This is a genomic window from Paenibacillus sp. LjRoot56, assembly GCF_964253335.1.
GTDB classification, from domain to species: Bacteria; Bacillota; Bacilli; order Paenibacillales; family NBRC-103111; genus Paenibacillus_E; species Paenibacillus_E allorhizoplanae.
In genome coordinates this window covers 207,467-224,105 of the sequence record NZ_CAXURV020000006.1, presented here as the reverse complement: position 1 = coordinate 224,105, position 16,639 = coordinate 207,467, and the positions used below count along the sequence as shown (strand labels likewise).

Below are 16,639 nucleotides of genomic sequence, written 5' to 3'. Positions count from 1 at the left end.
AATCGGGATCGTAGTAAGGCTGGAGCATTTCACGGAGGGAACCGCATATGAACATGGCAAGAGTCGGAATTCTACTGGATCGACGCATAGAGGAACAACGGTTGAAATACGGTTTGAACGTGTTCGAACGGTACATCGGAGAAGTGCTTTCCCATGCTGGCATTCCGTTTGAATGGTTGGATAGCGCCCATCATATGATGGAGAGATTCTATGATTTGATGATCATAGCAGCAGCCCCGAATGATGAAGCGACATCTCAATTGATTTGGTCTTACACGGAGCGTGGTGGGATCGTCGTCAGTTATGCGGGAATCAACGCATTGGCGAAGCGGCTCGGCCTGATGAAATCAGTCTCGCTCCCGACAGGCTACGCCGAATTGCCAGAGAGCCTAGGGGACACGCGGCCGCTCCGATTTCTCGGCGCCGTTCCTTGGGTGCGCCCAATGCAGTATGCGGAAGGGGGGGACTGGGGACCTGGCATCCGTGAAACGAATGGATCGCTTCATGGCAGTATGGAATGGGGCTCGATCACCTGCGAACCGAAAGGAAAGAAGCTTGGATCGGTGCTGCAGCAATTTCAGGTCGGCTCGGGCTCAATCGAACGTTGGAGCATCGATCTCCTGGGGACAATCGTCGGTCTGCAGCAGGGGACAGCACCTGTCTTCGACGACGGAGTTCCCGCTCCAGACGGCAGCGCACCCATCGATGAAGGGCTGTGGAAGGCAGACGACCGAGTAGAGCTGGATTGGACGCATGATCGCGTGCTAACGGAACAAGGGGCGCCATATTTTGCTCATCCGTACGCAGATTTGTGGCGAGAGGCTATTATCTCTCACATTATGCGAAGAATGGCACAGAAGGGGAAAATATTGCCATTTGTTGATTATTGGCCCGAAGGAATTTCAAAGATAGCCATGCTATCCCATGACAGTGACCGCAATTGGGACGAAGACGCTATTGCGACTTTGGACATTCTTGAGGAACACGGGATCCAATCGACATGGTGTATGATGAAGCCGGGCTATAGCGCATGGATATACCCCCGAATTAGGGAAGCGGGACATGAACTTGCGCTCCATTTCAACTCAAACGTGAACGAAGGCGGAAGATGGACATCCGAGGACTTCAAGCGCCAAGCCGTATGGCTGCAAGATAACGTTGGACAAAAAGCAGTCACCAACAAAAATCACATGACCCTCATCGAGGGTTGGGGAGAGCTATTTTTGTGGTGTGAAGATTGCGGCATCGAATCGGATCAGACGCGAGGACCTAGCAAGAAAGGAAATGCCGGCTTCTTGTTCGGAACGTGCCACCCGTATTTCCCGATTGCCTGGGCGGATGAACAGAACAGGCTGTATAACGTTCTGGAAATCGGTTTTCTTACTCAGGACCTACCCCAATTTACCGATACGGGTGTAATCGTTCCATTCTTGGAGCAAGTAAGCCAGGTTCGGGGAGTAGCTCATTTCCTATTCCACCAGGGGCGTATACAAAGGTTCCCCGAAGTGCGGGAAGCGTTTCGACGAGTTGTCAAAGAAGCGCGGGAGCGGGGTTTCACTTTCTGGACCGGCAGTCAGATCAACGAGTGGGAACGAGCTCGGAGAACGATTCGCATCATCGGTGTGACGGAAAATGATTCTGTTATCCTGGGCACGGACGACCATACAGATCAGGCTGTCTTCTGGCGGCCGCTTCGCGAGAATGAACAGGCAGGCCCAGAAGACCAAGTTGAAATAAAATTCGGAGTTGTGTGCAAACGAATGACGAGAAGTATACAAAGTAGGAGTTGAACAAACATGAGATTTGCAATTGTCGGTTGTCAGCACTACCATATCAAGTCATTTATTGAAGAAATGATCAAGGAAGGGCATCAGTTTGCTGGAATCTACGACCAGAGCAAGTACCATATTCCGGGACAGTACGCGGCTTCTTATGGAGTTCCGCTGTTCCAGTCCATGGATGAACTTCTTGAACAAGGAGTAGAAATCATTGGCAGCGCTGGACCCAACAATAGCAAAATCGACGTGATTGAATGGGCTGAAAAACATGGGATCCACGTCATGACGGATAAACCGATTGTCATCGACCAGAACGGTTTGAGTAGACTCCGTCAGGTGATTGACCGAAACCGGATTAAGACAGGGATGATGCTGACCGCCCGTTTTGCTCCGGCTCAATTTACACTGAAAGCAATGATTGACGAAGGGCTGTTAGGCGAAATCGAGGATTTCACTTTCTTGAAGCCACATAAACTTCATCCAGCTACAAGACCTGATTGGTTTTTCAATAAATCGCTGAACGGAGGTCTGATCATCGACCTGATGATTCATGACGTCGATATGTTGTGGTGGTTTACGGGCAAGAAAATCGTTGGGCACACTAGCATGTTAATCAAAAATCGGTTTCCGGAGTATCCAAGTCTTTATGAAAATGCTGTCGTTAACGTGCTCCTGGAGGACCATATAACCGTTACGATGAAATCAGATTGGTTGATGCCCGAAGCGTTCGAATCTTGGGGAGACGGCCGCATATTCGTATCCGGAACGAAAGGCAGAGCCGAAATCCGGACGTCCGGAGACCCACTCGGACAACCGGGACCATTCGTTGCCTTTACCGATCATCATAACAAGACGACTCGCTGGGAGATCAAGACTCCTCCCGCCACACTGGCGGCAGATTTCTTAAATCAAATCGCTGGAAAACCGCACCGTTTGTCGGCGGAGGACGTATATCGCGCGAATGAGGCTGTTTTGAAAATCGACAGCGCGAGCACAAAGCTAACAAGTGTGTAAGTACCACTTTAATTACGAAGTTAAAGGAGGAACTGAGATATGGAAAAGTTAGCGATCGACGGAGGGAAACCAGTTAGGAGCCAGCCGCTGCCTCCACCTTACAGGGGCTCAATGCTGATCGGGGAAGAAGAAATGAATTCGGTCTCAAAGATACTTGCCGCCCAATCACCGTTCCGTTACTATGGCCCGGATATGCAGTATGCCGTCAAGGCTTTGGAAGACATGATCGCACAGGACTTGAATATCCCCTATGTGCTTGGCGTCTCTTCTTGTACGGCAGGTTTGGTGGTTGCTATGAAGGCGCTTGGAATCGGTTACGGAGATAAGGTGATTGTACCAGCAAATACGTTCATCGCAACGGCAGGAGCCGTCGTAAGTAGTAATGCAGTGCCCGTATACGTCGACATGGACGAAACGCTCAACTTGGATGCTGACGATTTGGAACGGGTTTACGACGAAGAAGTCAAAGCGATTATCGTGGTACATATCAATGGAAGTCCATGTGACATGGATAAAATTATGGCGTTCGCCAAAAAGCACAACATCTACGTAATTGAAGACGTAGCCCAATCCCAAGGCTGCACATACAAAGGAAGGATTTGCGGCACAATCGGGGACATTGGCGTGTTCAGCTTTCAAATGAATAAAATGTTGACAGCAGGCGAAGGTGGAGCGGTTATCACCTCGAACCCTGAGCTGTTCGAACGTGCCGTTAGGTATCACGATCAAGGCATGTTCCGGGATAAAGAACGTTTCCAAATCGAACCGCAATATATCATGTCCGGACAAAATTACCGGATGAGCGAGCTGACTGGCGCCGTCATGATCGAACAGTGGAAGAAGCTCGATCTCGTGATCGGAACGATGAGAAGGCATCACCGAAAAATTCGCTCGACCATCGCAGCTCAGATGCCGAATGTTAGATTCCGCGCAGCTGTTGACGATGACGGCGATACTGGCTGTGTACTTGGCATCGTTCATTCAACACTGGAACGGGCTCAAGAATACGCAGCCGCAATGAAAGCGGAGAATGTCTCTACGCATGCCATGTACGATGGTATACCTTGTTATATGATTCCCTGTTTCTTCGAGCAACGTACAGCCGAAAAGGACAATTTCCCATACAATTTCCCGTTCAAGAACCCAGTCGTATATACAAAAGACATGTGTCCAAAATGCGATGACCTGCTGGGTAGAATAACGATAACTTTGATCAGCCCAATCCTCACTGAGGATGAAGCGGATGAAATCGCTACCGCAGCCGTTAAAGTATTAAAGGCGTTGGAAACCAAAGAAAGCGCCAAGGCTCGCGGTTGAAGAGAATCTTGCCGAGTTTGAAGGCAACCGAAGTCATCTTACTTGATTGGAAAGGAAGAATGACGCATGAACATGGCGAGAATCGGGATTCTTCGGGACAAAGGGGCCATTGAGCAGCGATTGACATATGGGCTGAATACATTCGGCCTTTATGTTGGTGAAGTGCTTTCCCATGCAGGCATCCCATTCGAATGGATCGATGCATTGCATCAGATTCTGGAGAATAAGTTTGATCTCATCCTCATTGCTGCAGCGCCAAGTCACGAGGCCGCCAATGATACTATTTGGAGATATGTAGAACGTGGAGGTATTGTCATTTCTTTCTCCGGATTAAATGGTATGGCCCGGCGGCTCGGCTTCGCCGGGACTGAGCCGATTTCAGCAGGATATGCTCATCTGCCGGAGGAGATGGGGGACACGAGACCGCTGCGCTTTCTAAGTGCTTCGACTTGGGTGAAACAAAAAGAGCCTGCAGTAGCATGCAAGGAATGGGGGACAATTGCAAATGTTCCCCTTGGAGTTTCTTCTGGAGCTTCGATGCAACAATTTACAATCGGTTTAGGAACACTCGAACGCTGGAGCGTCGATGTTATGGGAACGATTGTTGGTTTGCAGCAAGGAACAGGACCCGTTCTGGAGGACGGGACACCAGCTGCTGATGGGACAGGGAACTTGAACGATGGGCTGCTTAAAGCTGAAGATGGGCTAGAGATGAATTGGGTGTATGACAGAAATACGACAGAAACCGGAATGGCTTACTTCGCACATCCTTACGCGGATTTATGGCGGGAAGCGGTTGTGTCACAAATTCTCAGACGAATGGTTGAAAAACAAAAACCTTTACCTTTTTCCGACTATTGGCCAGAAGGTGTAGATAGAGTAGCCATGATTTCTCATGATAGCGACCGAAATTTTGATGAAGATGCAGTAACTACACTACAAACACTAGCGATTGCTAACATTCATTCCTCTTGGTGCATGATGAAACCAGGGTACAGTGCTTGGCTTTACCCTCTAATTGAGGAAGCTGGACATGAGCTCGCTCTTCATTTCAACTCGAATATGAATGAGGGTGGCCGATGGGATCTTGCAGACTTCAATCGGCAATTCGAGTGGCTTCAGGATACGGTCCATGGCAAGGTAACCAGCAATAAAAACCATTTTACCCGATTTGAAGGCTGGGGAGAGCTGTTTCAGTGGTGTGAAGCATGCGGCATCGAATCGGATCAGACACGAGGACCGAGCAAATCGGGAGCGGCTGGGTTCCTTTTCGGAACCTGCCATCCGTATTATCCGATAGCTTGGTCGAATGAGGCTAATCGACTTTATGATGTGCTGGAAATCGGATTTTTGACGCAAGATATTCCACAATTTACCGATGCAAGCGTAATTGTCCCCTTTTTAGAAGAAGTGGAGAAAGTTCGCGGTGTAGCGCATTTCTTATACCATCAAGGACGTATTCACAGCTCGCCGGAGGTTGGTGAGGCTCTGCTACAAACGGTGCATGTAGCAAAAGAACGTGGATTCACGTTCTGGACTGGGAAACAAATTAATAGCTGGGAGCGTAAACGAAGGCAAATAAGAATTTCTGGTTTGGATGAAAAAGGGAATGTCATCCTCAGATCCGAGTGCGATGTGAAAGAAGCTGATCAGGCGGTTTTTTGGCGTCCGATGCTTTCAGAAGAAGAACCAGGTGTTGAGCAGCTTATCAAAGAACGCTTTGGCGTTAAGTGCGTACAACTGAAAAGAGGGTGAACCTATGCTAACGATGTATAATAATCGAACAGATTTTCTGAATACCGAATGTGATACAGCGATTTTGCCAGTTGGCGCACTGGAACAGCACGGAAGTCATCTTCCTTATGGTACAGACAATATTATTGCCGGGGCGCTGGCAGAGAGAATAGCGGAGACGCTGAATGCTTATCTGCTCCCTCCAATAAGTATTGCTTCTTCGATCGAGCACCGAGCTGCTAAAGGTACCGTTTATCTCAAGGCAGATACACTTGCACTTGTCATCAGGGATATTGCTGAATCACTGTTATATTCTGGCTTCAGACGTCTTATTCTCATCAACGGACACGGTGGCAATTGGATACTAAAGCCAACGATTCGGCAGCTTAATCGGGACTTCGCAGACCGCGAAAATGAGATGGAAGTTATTCTCATCCACACATCGGTCGCTCTAGGACGGCAGCATGAAGTCATGGAACATACGAAGCACGATATCCACGGAGGGGAAAAGGAAACCTCGCACATCCTGCATCTGTGTCCTGAGCATGTTAAGGATTATGTCCCGCAAGCTGCACCAACGAGTGTGCCTCAGGATTTCATGGATTACTTTGACGTTACGGAATTGACGGAAGACGGTTACTGGGGGTATCCGGAGGTTGCAAGTGCAGAGAAGGGCCTAAAAATGATGGACTTAATGGTAGAATGCTCTTTGGCGTATTTGAAACAAATAGAGGAGGAAAAAGAAAGAATCCGCAAACTGAAACAATAAAACTTCGTCCAACGAAGAGGAGAGGAATAGTCATGCAGGTGAGCGGTTTGATCGTGAGGACAATGACAGAGGAAGATCTTCCTTTTGCCATGGAATTGAAAAATATAGCTGGATGGAATCAAGTGGAGAACGATTGGAGAGGATATATGCGTTTTGCCAAATACGGTTGTTTTCTCGCGGAAATGGGAGGAGAAAAAGCGGGAACTGCGACGGCTATCCCCTTTGAGAACCGATTCGGCTGGATAGGCATGGTACTCGTGCATCCATCTCAAAGAAGATTCGGGATAGGGACTGCCCTTCTTCAGAAGACGATTGCTTTTTTGGAGGATCATGGCGTGGACTGTATAAAGCTGGATGCCACGCAAATGGGTAAGAAGGTTTACATTCCGCTCGGTTTTCAGGATGAGTATGAAGTTACGAGATACCAAGGAAAGGCACCGAAGCTGCCGCTTCAGCGATTGGTCACGGACCTATCAGCAAAGCCCCTCAAACTGGGAAGTTTGGATGAGATCATTGCCTTTGATGCACATTGCTTTGGAGCCAATCGCGAAGAAATTATACGTACTTTATATAAGCGTCATGAAGAACTGGCCTTTTATATTAAGCAGGACGGCGTTGTAATTGGCTATCTACTTGCCAGAGTTGGTTTCGATGCGGTACAGATCGGCCCATGGGCAGCTGTCAATGATATGGTGGCAGAAGTGCTATTTATTGAGGTCTTGCGAAGCATCCCAGACAGAGGGATATTTTTGGACGTTCCCAAACCGAATGTTTCAGGTACTGCCTTGATGAAAAAGTACGGTTTTGAAGAGCAGAGAGGGTTTTGGCGCATGTTTTTAGGAGAGAACCGATATCCTGGGCATCCAGAGCATATCTATGGCACATCTGGTGCAGAAAAAGGCTAAAAATTCAAATAAATCTGTTTACGAAATGATAGCTTATTCGTTAGTATTAGAGGAGATGCAGATCACTTTCTTCAAAGGGGGAATGAAAGGATCATGAGTAAACGTCTTCTCTTGTTTTTGATTACAGTAATGGGCACGACCAGCCTTCTATCAGCTTGCCAAGGTACGGAAACTACATCACTTAAGCAAGATGTTAACAAGGTTTTGAAAAAGCCGATCGACATCACCATCCTCATGCAGGACGGCGGTAACCAATACGCTCAGAACTTAACCGAGGACGATAAGTATTTCAAGGAAATGTCGAGGCTTTTCAGCCAATATACCGGTACCCCCTATAATGTTAAGTTTGAAATGGTCAGCTCCAACATTTATGATAAACAGCTTGCCATTCGTTTTGCATCCGGTGATATTCCCGAAGTTATGTGGTCGTCCCGAATCGATAATCCGAGTCACGCGAACGCGGTCGAGGACGGTGTGTTTCTAGAACTTGGTCCGCTCATTGACAAATATGGTCCGAACTTGAAAAAGGACATTCCAGCTGAAGCCTGGAAGGATCCGCGTGTTAGCAAAAACGGAAAAATTTACGGAATTCCCAAAATGTCTGCACTTCCCAACATGCTTGTGCTGTTGTATCGCAAAGATTGGCTGGACAAGCTAGGCATGAAAGAACCGAAAACGATGGATGACTATTTGGCCTTCTTCGATGCAATCAAGAATCTCGATATGAACGGCGATGGCAACACGAACGATGAGGTGCCTTTTGCTATGCGCAAAGGTCTTGCATTCTCCGAGGCCTTTTTCGGATATTTCGGTGCCTATCCAGATGCCTGGCAATATCGCGACGGACGCTTTGTCCCGAATTTGATTGTATCTGAAATGAAGGATGCAATCCGTTTTTATAAAATGCTCTACGATAAGGGCTACATCAACCGAGACATGTTCACAATGAAGGATAATGATTGGGGAGACCTGATTCATCAGGGCGAAGTGGGCATGTGGTTTCATCAAGTGCAAGTTTTGACTAGTGGAGGTCAAGAATATTTGTTCACTGATCCGAATGCCACTGTGGGGGTACTGCCTGGCCCAATGAATGCGCAAGGAAAAGTGAATTTGGTACCAGAAAGAACAGGTGTGAACAACGTCTATACTATATCGTCTAATGCAGCGCATCCAGAGGATATAATTAAGTTTTTTGACTGGGTACATTCGGAAGATCCAGCTAAAAACAAGTTTTTTGCTTATGGGATTGAAGGGATCAATTATAAGGTAACGAATGGCACTATCAACTGGGATCCGAATGCGAAAGTCAATATGGACAAAGGTACGAGGGTCTTTTACCAAGTTATGATTAACCCAGGCGGCGATGCCCGTATGTCTCCTTTAGTCATTAACGCAGGTAAATTTGCCGCCTTGACCCAGAAAGGGATCGAATATACGAAAATGAATTTCTTTAAAGACGAGTCCATGTATATGCCGACCCCAGCCATACTAAAAGCGAAGCCTGAGTTGGGATATCGAGATGGTTCGTTATATATGGACATGTTCATCAAAGTGTTGACGGATCGAGAACCCCTAGATGATGCCTTTGACAAGTTCGTTACGAACTGGAAAAGGCAAGGCGGGGAACAGGTTATTCAAGAAGCAACAAATTGGTATAAAAGCTATTACAAAAAATAATAATCTGTTAACAGCCCGTTTATGCAATCGATAAACGGGTTATTTTCATAGGAGGAGATCGTTATGGATGAGATACATGGTAAACATTATATAACCGGTGAATCCATCGTCGTTACTGTGAATGAGGGAATTATTACTGACATTCGCAACGAACCTGGTGACAGTAATTACAAAGATAAATGCTACATTGCACCGGGGCTAGTTGATCTGCAAATGAATGGTTGTATGGGCATTGATTTAAACGTGTTTCCCATAGATTCAGAACGAGTACACTCGATTGTTCGTGAGGTTTGGAAAGAAGGAGTTACGACATTTTTCCCAACGATCACGACGAATTCGGCGGCTAACATTTCTGAAGCGATGACAGCGATTGCTAAGGCATGCGAGGAAGATTCAGCAACGCATGACACATTAGGCGGTATTCATCTAGAGGGACCGTTCATCTCACTTGAGAACGGACCTCGAGGAGCTCATAAACGGGAATATGTTTGCAAGCCTGATTGGGATGCCTTCGTACGGTGGCAGGAAGCTGCGGGAGGACGAATAAGGATAGTTACCTTATCCCCTGAGTGGCCAAATTCAATGGACTTCATTCAACGATGCTCAGAAAACGGAATTATAGTCGCTATCGGACATACTGCTGCATCTCCGGAGCAAATTCGGGATGCGGTCTCTGCCGGTGCCCGAATGGCAACCCATTTTGGAAACGGGGCCCATTTGACACTTCCACGTCACCCTAATTACATATGGGAACAGCTGGCCCAAGACTCTCTTTGGGTTTCTTTAATTGCGGATGGGTTTCACTTGCCCGAATCTTTCCTTAAAGTCGTAATGCGTGTAAAGCAGGAATGTGCCATTCTCGTAAGTGATGCAGTTCATCTAAGTGGGATGCCTCCTGGTAATTACTATTCTCACAATCGCATTCATGTTGTAAAAACGAACGAAGGCCGTCTTCATTTAGCAGATGAACCTCAGCTTCTAGCCGGTTCCGCACAGATGCTTCCATGGGGGATTGCACATCTGATTCGTAAGAAGCTTAGTTCCTTGCATGAAGCTTGGGACATGGCGTCTGTTCGTCCATCGACTTTGATGAATTTGCCCACTAGCATCGGGTTGCAAAAAGGAGCTCCAGCTGATCTTGTACTTTTTAAGCAAGCAGGTGACGGATCGATTTGCATCCGTGAGACCTATAAACAAGGGATTTCCCGATATGCAATTAAAGCACAAAATGACATGTTTTAATACTAAAAAACATGGTCAAACCAGCTCAAATTGACTAATCTGAATATGAATTTAGGGAAAGGGTGCTTTATATGATGGTGAACAGATTGAGAAGTGGCAGTTAACATGAAAAAGTGGGGTTTTGGTCTTATTGGCTGTGGTTCCATTGCTAATGTTCATTTAGAAGCAATAAGCGGTATCGATCAAGCACGGATTGTCTCGGTTGCCAGTAGAACAGAGCAACGTGCACGGGAGACGAGCGAACGGTATGCTTGCGCTTGGACGACCGATTACTATGAGATATTGGCTAACCGGGAAATTGATATTGTCTGCATTACGACAGGCAGTGGAAGTCATGGGCGCATCGCTATGGAAGCACTGCATGCAGGAAAACACGTGCTGGTTGAGAAACCTATCGCCATGTCAACGGATGAGGCTTCGGCGATGATCAACTTAGCGGAGGAGAAACAACTTACTTTGTCGGTTGTGTCACAGACGCGATTCTTTCCGCACCATCAGCTGCTCAAGCGGATGATCGAAGAGGGAAATATCGGCAATCTGCTGCTTATCGAGGTGTCTCGACCGTTCTATCGAACGCAATCCTATTATGATGAAGCAGATTGGCGAGGTACGAAAGCTGAAGATGGCGGAGCGCTGCTTAATCAAGGTATCCATTCGATTGATTTGCTTCTCTGGCTTGGCGGAAAGGTGAAGTCTGTAGCTGGTCGAACTGCGACCCAAACGCATCATATGGAATCCGAAGACATGGGGCTCGCTATATTAACCATGGAGAACGGAGGCTTTGCCACCCTGATGTGCACAACCTCCGCAGTACCTGGATTTCCGCCAAGCATTAACGTTTACGGGGATAAAGGAACAATTAAAATTGCAGGTCAAGAGATCACCCATTGGACGGTTCCTGGTATCCCGCTTCCCAACTATGAGAATGACAAGACAAGTGGAAATGCCGGTGCTGATCCCCGAAATATTAACTCCACTTTTCATAGCAAGCAGATCATTGATTTTATTGAATCCGTCAGTCTAAAGCGCAAGCCAGCCGTGACGGGTGAAGCCGGCAGAGACGCAATTCGCCTGATAGAATTGATTCACCGCTCATCGGAGCAAGGCGGCAATCCAGTTCCATTTGAATAATAAACAATCAAGGAGGAATAGTCCATGGAAGAGCAGTTGGCTATTAATGGAGGAGAACCGGTTCGCAGTAAACCGCTTCCGCCGATGCTAAGAGGTGCAATGCTTTACGGGGAAGAAGAGACCGAACATGTAGCCAAGGTCGTTGCCGCAGGCTCACCTTTCCGATATTACGGACCGCAACTGTTGGGAGCAGTTGAGGAGTTTGAGCGTCTTATGGCGGAACGGTTGAATGTCTCATACGTTCTTGGCGTTTCATCTTGTACAGCGGCACTTATTGTTGCTTTAAAAGCACTCGGAATTGGCTATGGGGATAAAGTGATCGTTCCTGCGAATACGTTCACTGCAACAGCGGGAGCGGTCGTGTGTGCGAATGCTGTTCCGGTATTTGTCGATATGGACGACACGTTAAATATGGACGTTGACGACTTGGAAAGAGTCATGGATGACGAAGTGAAAGCAATCATTGCGGTTCATATCAATGGCAGCGCTTGCGATATGGACCGGGTAATGGCATTTGCTCGTAAGTACGATCTTCCGGTTATTGAAGATGTCGCCCAATCACTTGGCTGTACCTATAAGGGACGCTACTGTGGTACGATCGGGGATATCGGTGTATATAGCTTTCAAATGCAGAAGATACTCACTGCTGGAGAAGGCGGAGCTGTGGTCACGAATTCGCCGGAATTGTTTGAAAGGGCTGCCCGATATCATGATCAGGGTAATTTCCGAGACAAAGGCAAGTATCAAATTACGCCTCAGTTTTCGTTCATCGGTCAAAACTACCGGATGAATGAAATGACCGGCGCGGTCATGATTGAACAATGGAAAAAGCTTGATACAGTCATAACTGCTATGAAGAAGCATCATCTAACGATTCGCGAGGCTTTGAATAAGCAAATACCAGGCATTCGAATTCGTCCGTCGGTTGATTTGCATGGCGACGTCGACTGCGTTTTTGCGCTGCAGCATGCAACGAAAGCGGCTGCGGATTCTTTTGTGGCAGCGATGAACGCGGAGAATATCTTCTGCTTCAAAATGTACGGAGGAGAGCCGATCTATATGCAATCCTTTATTCTGAATCAGAGAACAACGGATAAAGATAACTTTCCATTCAACTATCCCTTTCAGAAACCAGTCGTCTACAGCAAAGGGATGTGCCCGCATGCGGAAGACTTACTACAGCGGACTACGCTCTTGCCAGTAAGCCCAATCATGACAGACGAGGATACGCAGGATATCATCAACGCAGTGGTTAAAGTATGTAAAGGTCTGAAGCTGGAGGGAATCTCATGGCCGAACTCAAGCTTGGCTTAATAGGCTTAGACACTTCCCATTGTAAAGTATTCTCCAAAATTTTGAACGATCCGAATGATCCGAATCATATTTCGGGGGGCCGCATCATTGCTGCTTATCCCGGTGGGTCACCAGACTTTAAAGCGAGCGCAACACGTGTGGACGGCTACACAACCGAGCTTCGAGACGGGCTGGGAGTTCATATTGCAGAATCTCCTGAAGAAGTGGCCTCGAGCTGTGACGCGATACTTATCACTTCAGTAGACGGTCGAGTGCATCCGGAGCAATTTGCCAAGATTGCTCCTTTTGGAAAGCCTGTTTTTATTGATAAACCTTTAGCAGTCAGTCTGGAGGAAGCCCAAACAATAGCCAATACTGCAGAGCGTTTCGGTATTCGATGGATGAGCGGTTCAGTACGACGCTATGCGGATGCTTTGAACGCGTCGCTGAACAGGGAGGATAGCAGTAACATTACTGGGGCTGACTGCTATGGTCCGATCGAGTTCACACCTACGCAGCCTGGCTATTACTGGTACGGCATTCATCTTGTCGACGTGCTGTATCGGGTACTCGGGATTGGCTGCCGTGCTGTCACAGCCTTTTCTGTGAATGGCCATGAAACGGTTACTGCGGTCTGGCAGGACGGTCGTATCGGGACTTTACGGGGGAATCTGCATAATGGCACACATGGAACTTGGATTCACAGGGACAAATCCTCGGAGTACGTTGACACAGCTGCTGATGGTCTGCGAAAGTATGCCAATTTAATGCAGGATATTCTGCATATGTTTCGAACTGGAGAGACCCGCATTAACCCGCAAGAGACTTTGGAAATTATCCGGTTCATAGAAGCGGTTAACGAAAGCCGTGTAAGTGGAAAAACCGTATCGTTCTAGGGGGATTTCGTATGCAAATTCAATCGGATGGCTTCGTACAATGGATCTGGTCAGACGGTGAAGAGAGTCACCGAAACGAGTGGAGATGTTTTCGCAAATCGTTTGACGTCCCGAGTAAAGGTTGGGATTCAGCTAAGATAGCAATCACAGCCGATTCACGATACGTGCTTTACATAAACGGGGAGTTATTGGGCCGTGGGCAGGCAACCTTTATAGGAACTGGAATAGAACCGTGGACACGGCTTGTTCCTCGAGGATTCACCTTCTGAGTTTGTGCAGGTTGGAAGTCCGTTCATGTCCTTTTTTTTACTATGAAGCTTTAGCCCAAAAAGGCCTATACGGTCAAATGCTTTGAAGGACGTGTAGAGCTCGTACAACATACAGCAGGAAACAATCTTTAACATCGTAATATAGATGGGGGATTCGTTCATGTCCAACGAAGAGAACATGCGTATTCGAACAATTGCTTGGCACAAAGCTTCCGAAAACGAGATGTCCGCACGAATACGCCGCATTTTGCAAAAGTGGCTGCCTTATGCCGACAAGCAGTATGCAGACTGGTCTGGGCGCAGTTCGTGCGGACATTTTTTTGGCGGTGCCTATTGGTATGGGCTTGAAACCGCCTATACGGCATCTGTCTATGCTTTGCTTGCGAAGCTTCCGAATTATGAAGAAAACCTAACTGGAATCCCTCGAGAAGAGGTCAAGCGGAAAGCTATTGCAGCTATCCGCTATTTAGGTTTCACCCATGACACTGGCCCTGAGGATTGCGTGCGGGCTGAAGGGAGGAACCGTTTTTGCAGCTTGACGAAATGGGGCGGAAGAGGGCAAAAGTTTTTTCCCGCCAGTCAAACCGGCGTGACAGTTGCTTCCCTCGGATTAGCGGCATGGCTGCTTTGGGATGAACTAAACGCAGAAACACACGCTTTGATCCAAAATGTACTGATCGATTATGCAGACCGCTGGTGCGAAGAGGATCCGAGAAATGGCGCTTATCACGACACACAAACCGAGGAAAACGCTTGGACGGCAGGTGGAATTGCAGCGGCACTTGCGCTATTTCCTAACCACCCACGGCATGAAGTTTGGGAAAAAGGTTTTGATGCTTGGTCACTAAATGCCATCACGACACCAATTGATCGAGCTAGGGAACCGAAATCTTTTAAAACCGTTACGTTTCACCCTGACTATACAACGGAAAACCATGGGTTCGCTCACCCTGGCTATATTTGTGCAGGCATTAATCTACGAGGGATTCATGCCGTGTTTTCCTTAATTGGTGATGATGTCATATCGGAAACAGTGCTGTATAACAACGAACGTATCTACAAAAATACGATTAAAGTGTGGGCTCAGTTTGATGGCTTGGCTGTTCCTGTTCAAGGTCAGGATTGGTGGTATAACAGGCAGCATGAACGTCAATTTACCCATGCGTTTATGAATGTAATTCATAGGGACAGGGATGCATCATTATTAGAACGCAAGGCACTGGCCATCATTGAAGGGATTCAGAACAGTAATACGCAGGGCTGCCTCCTAGAGGGAAATGGGGAGCAGTGCATCATCTCCGGTTATCAAACGGCAAAAGATATGGAGCATACATCCGCGAAGGATTTGGTCGCTTCTTGCTTGCTTCATCTGTTTGGTGGAGTAGGTGTGGAGCCCAGCGATGGTGACGAAATGAATGCAAGGCTGAGTGGCGTTTATGTGTATCCCTATGGGTGCTCCGTGATTCACAGGACGCGTAACAGCTTCTCAAGCTTCAGTTGGCGCAACCGTGTGATGGGACTCACACTCCCTGCAAAAGGCTGTTGGAGCATCACGCCACTGCCCGCTAGTTATACGGGTACGGCCCAGTTTGAGGTGGATTCACAGAGATCCTTACATGGGAACGAGCCATATGTTCTGCAAACCGAGAAGGAAAATATCCGAGACTATGGGGATGGTTTTGGTGCGATTGCTACGCTAAAACGGGGGGTCGAAGAGCTTCGCCAGGATGTGGCTTTCGTTTCTTTGCCAGATGGGAAAAGCGTCTATATAGAGTGTATTCAGGTGTTCAGATCATGTAAGATTACTGAAATGAATACGGGAATGATTGGAATCCGCAATGAACATTACAGTGTCATGCCAGACTTGGCCCAGGGACGAAGAACGCTACACTTGCCAGATCGTTCAGCTACTTACGAAGGGTTCTATGGGGGTGAACCGAATGAGATTACAGACTTTGCCCCTGCCAAATGGATACAGGTGGATGATGAAATCGGTTATGTCCTGTTCGGTTCGCAAGGAATAAGGTACATCAATCAGCATGTGTATAAAAAATGGAAGGGCGTTGAGGATGTTCTCATTTTAAATCGACGCAGCGAAGTGTCGTTCAAAGGTCCAAAGATACTGGAGCCATTCGTAGTATTCACCTTGCCAAACCGAACCAAAGAAGAGACGAAAGCCATGGCGAATCTGACACAACTTTTTACTTGTAAAGAAGAGAGTGTGATATTGCTTGGTTGTGAGAGTCAGCTCATATTTGCGAATTTCAACTCAACTTCTGTGAGCGTCCATGCCAAAACGGAAAGTAGGGTGAACCTCAAAAGAGTCCCATTATATGAGGGATTTAATCGGATTGAAGGGCATACCTACTTTTGGAACGGCAGTTTGGATGCGTTTACGAGTGGGTTTCGAAATTGTGATTGGATACTAGAAATTCTGGGAGGTGGACCAGACCGTACATGTACAATCGAGATTTCATTGCTAGCTGATCGCCTTTATGTGACAAATCGGAGAGAGGAAAGTGTCTCGATTGTGCTTCAGCATACGGACGGACATCGGCAATTGTTGGAGCTTGTGCCAGGCTTAACGGAAGTTTTGGAGTTATAGCGCAAGAAA

General features: G+C 47.3%; 13 protein-coding genes. All 13 read left to right on the top strand.

Annotation, left to right across the window (positions count from 1 at the left end; translation table 11 throughout):
- Positions 1-47: 47 nt before the first annotated feature.
- The 13 genes from ACSQ8O_RS34340 (at position 48) to ACSQ8O_RS34280 (ending at position 16,630) form a co-directional block, all read left to right on the top strand.
- Positions 48-1,790, top strand: coding sequence for a hypothetical protein (locus tag ACSQ8O_RS34340; RefSeq protein ID WP_436245373.1), 1,743 nt, complete (start codon positions 48-50; stop codon positions 1,788-1,790).
- Positions 1,791-1,796: 6 nt separating this feature from the next.
- On the top strand, positions 1,797-2,792 hold the full coding sequence (locus ACSQ8O_RS34335; protein ID WP_436245372.1) for a Gfo/Idh/MocA family protein: 996 nt from the start codon (positions 1,797-1,799) through the stop codon (positions 2,790-2,792).
- 39 nt (positions 2,793-2,831) lie between these two features.
- Entirely contained in the window at positions 2,832-4,109 is a 1,278-nt protein-coding gene (locus ACSQ8O_RS34330) for a DegT/DnrJ/EryC1/StrS family aminotransferase (RefSeq protein WP_436245371.1), read from the top strand.
- 66 nt (positions 4,110-4,175) lie between these two features.
- The gene (locus tag ACSQ8O_RS34325; protein ID WP_436245370.1) at positions 4,176-5,864 is read left to right on the top strand and encodes a hypothetical protein; all 1,689 of its coding nucleotides are present in this window, start codon (positions 4,176-4,178) and stop codon (positions 5,862-5,864) included.
- A gap of 4 nt (positions 5,865-5,868) precedes the next feature.
- Positions 5,869-6,612, top strand: coding sequence for a creatininase family protein (locus ACSQ8O_RS34320; RefSeq protein ID WP_436245369.1), 744 nt, complete (start codon positions 5,869-5,871; stop codon positions 6,610-6,612).
- Positions 6,613-6,644: 32 nt separating this feature from the next.
- On the top strand, positions 6,645-7,517 hold the full coding sequence (locus tag ACSQ8O_RS34315; RefSeq protein ID WP_436245368.1) for a GNAT family N-acetyltransferase: 873 nt from the start codon (positions 6,645-6,647) through the stop codon (positions 7,515-7,517).
- Between the two features lie 93 nt (positions 7,518-7,610).
- Positions 7,611-9,194 carry an extracellular solute-binding protein gene (locus ACSQ8O_RS34310; protein ID WP_436245367.1) on the top strand — a complete coding sequence of 528 codons (1,584 nt, stop codon included), beginning with the start codon at positions 7,611-7,613 and terminating at the stop codon, positions 9,192-9,194.
- A 63-nt stretch (positions 9,195-9,257) separates the two neighbouring features.
- Positions 9,258-10,436 (top strand): N-acetylglucosamine-6-phosphate deacetylase, encoded by a 1,179-nt coding sequence (locus ACSQ8O_RS34305; protein WP_436245366.1) that lies wholly within the window; start codon positions 9,258-9,260, stop codon positions 10,434-10,436.
- A gap of 105 nt (positions 10,437-10,541) precedes the next feature.
- Positions 10,542-11,567 (top strand): Gfo/Idh/MocA family protein, encoded by a 1,026-nt coding sequence (locus ACSQ8O_RS34300; protein WP_436245365.1) that lies wholly within the window; start codon positions 10,542-10,544, stop codon positions 11,565-11,567.
- A 24-nt stretch (positions 11,568-11,591) separates the two neighbouring features.
- Complete coding sequence (locus ACSQ8O_RS34295; RefSeq protein ID WP_436245364.1) at positions 11,592-12,881, top strand: DegT/DnrJ/EryC1/StrS family aminotransferase; 1,290 nt, start codon at positions 11,592-11,594, stop codon at positions 12,879-12,881.
- Positions 12,857-13,756: a Gfo/Idh/MocA family protein gene (locus tag ACSQ8O_RS34290; RefSeq protein ID WP_436245363.1), complete on the top strand. Its 900-nt coding sequence runs from the start codon at positions 12,857-12,859 to the stop codon at positions 13,754-13,756. Before ACSQ8O_RS34295 ends, ACSQ8O_RS34290 begins: the two co-directional genes overlap by 25 nt.
- 11 nt (positions 13,757-13,767) lie before the next feature.
- Complete coding sequence (locus ACSQ8O_RS34285) at positions 13,768-14,025, top strand: hypothetical protein (protein WP_436245362.1); 258 nt, start codon at positions 13,768-13,770, stop codon at positions 14,023-14,025.
- A gap of 160 nt (positions 14,026-14,185) precedes the next feature.
- Positions 14,186-16,630 (top strand): hypothetical protein, encoded by a 2,445-nt coding sequence (locus ACSQ8O_RS34280; RefSeq protein ID WP_436245361.1) that lies wholly within the window; start codon positions 14,186-14,188, stop codon positions 16,628-16,630.
- The last annotated feature ends 9 nt before the right edge of the window (positions 16,631-16,639 follow it).

What these genes read in the sequence shown, in the direction of transcription:
- ACSQ8O_RS34340 (WP_436245373.1), top strand. Translation starts at nt 48, where the DNA reads ATGAACATGGCAAGAGTCGGAATTCTACTGGATCGACGCATAGAGGAA.
- ACSQ8O_RS34335 (WP_436245372.1), top strand. Translation starts at nt 1,797, where the DNA reads ATGAGATTTGCAATTGTCGGTTGTCAGCACTACCATATCAAGTCATTT.
- ACSQ8O_RS34330 (WP_436245371.1), top strand. Translation starts at nt 2,832, where the DNA reads ATGGAAAAGTTAGCGATCGACGGAGGGAAACCAGTTAGGAGCCAGCCG.
- ACSQ8O_RS34325 (WP_436245370.1), top strand. Translation starts at nt 4,176, where the DNA reads ATGAACATGGCGAGAATCGGGATTCTTCGGGACAAAGGGGCCATTGAG.
- ACSQ8O_RS34320 (WP_436245369.1), top strand. Translation starts at nt 5,869, where the DNA reads ATGCTAACGATGTATAATAATCGAACAGATTTTCTGAATACCGAATGT.
- ACSQ8O_RS34315 (WP_436245368.1), top strand. Translation starts at nt 6,645, where the DNA reads ATGCAGGTGAGCGGTTTGATCGTGAGGACAATGACAGAGGAAGATCTT.
- ACSQ8O_RS34310 (WP_436245367.1), top strand. Translation starts at nt 7,611, where the DNA reads ATGAGTAAACGTCTTCTCTTGTTTTTGATTACAGTAATGGGCACGACC.
- ACSQ8O_RS34305 (WP_436245366.1), top strand. Translation starts at nt 9,258, where the DNA reads ATGGATGAGATACATGGTAAACATTATATAACCGGTGAATCCATCGTC.
- ACSQ8O_RS34300 (WP_436245365.1), top strand. Translation starts at nt 10,542, where the DNA reads ATGAAAAAGTGGGGTTTTGGTCTTATTGGCTGTGGTTCCATTGCTAAT.
- ACSQ8O_RS34295 (WP_436245364.1), top strand. Translation starts at nt 11,592, where the DNA reads ATGGAAGAGCAGTTGGCTATTAATGGAGGAGAACCGGTTCGCAGTAAA.
- ACSQ8O_RS34290 (WP_436245363.1), top strand. Translation starts at nt 12,857, where the DNA reads ATGGCCGAACTCAAGCTTGGCTTAATAGGCTTAGACACTTCCCATTGT.
- ACSQ8O_RS34285 (WP_436245362.1), top strand. Translation starts at nt 13,768, where the DNA reads ATGCAAATTCAATCGGATGGCTTCGTACAATGGATCTGGTCAGACGGT.
- ACSQ8O_RS34280 (WP_436245361.1), top strand. Translation starts at nt 14,186, where the DNA reads ATGTCCAACGAAGAGAACATGCGTATTCGAACAATTGCTTGGCACAAA.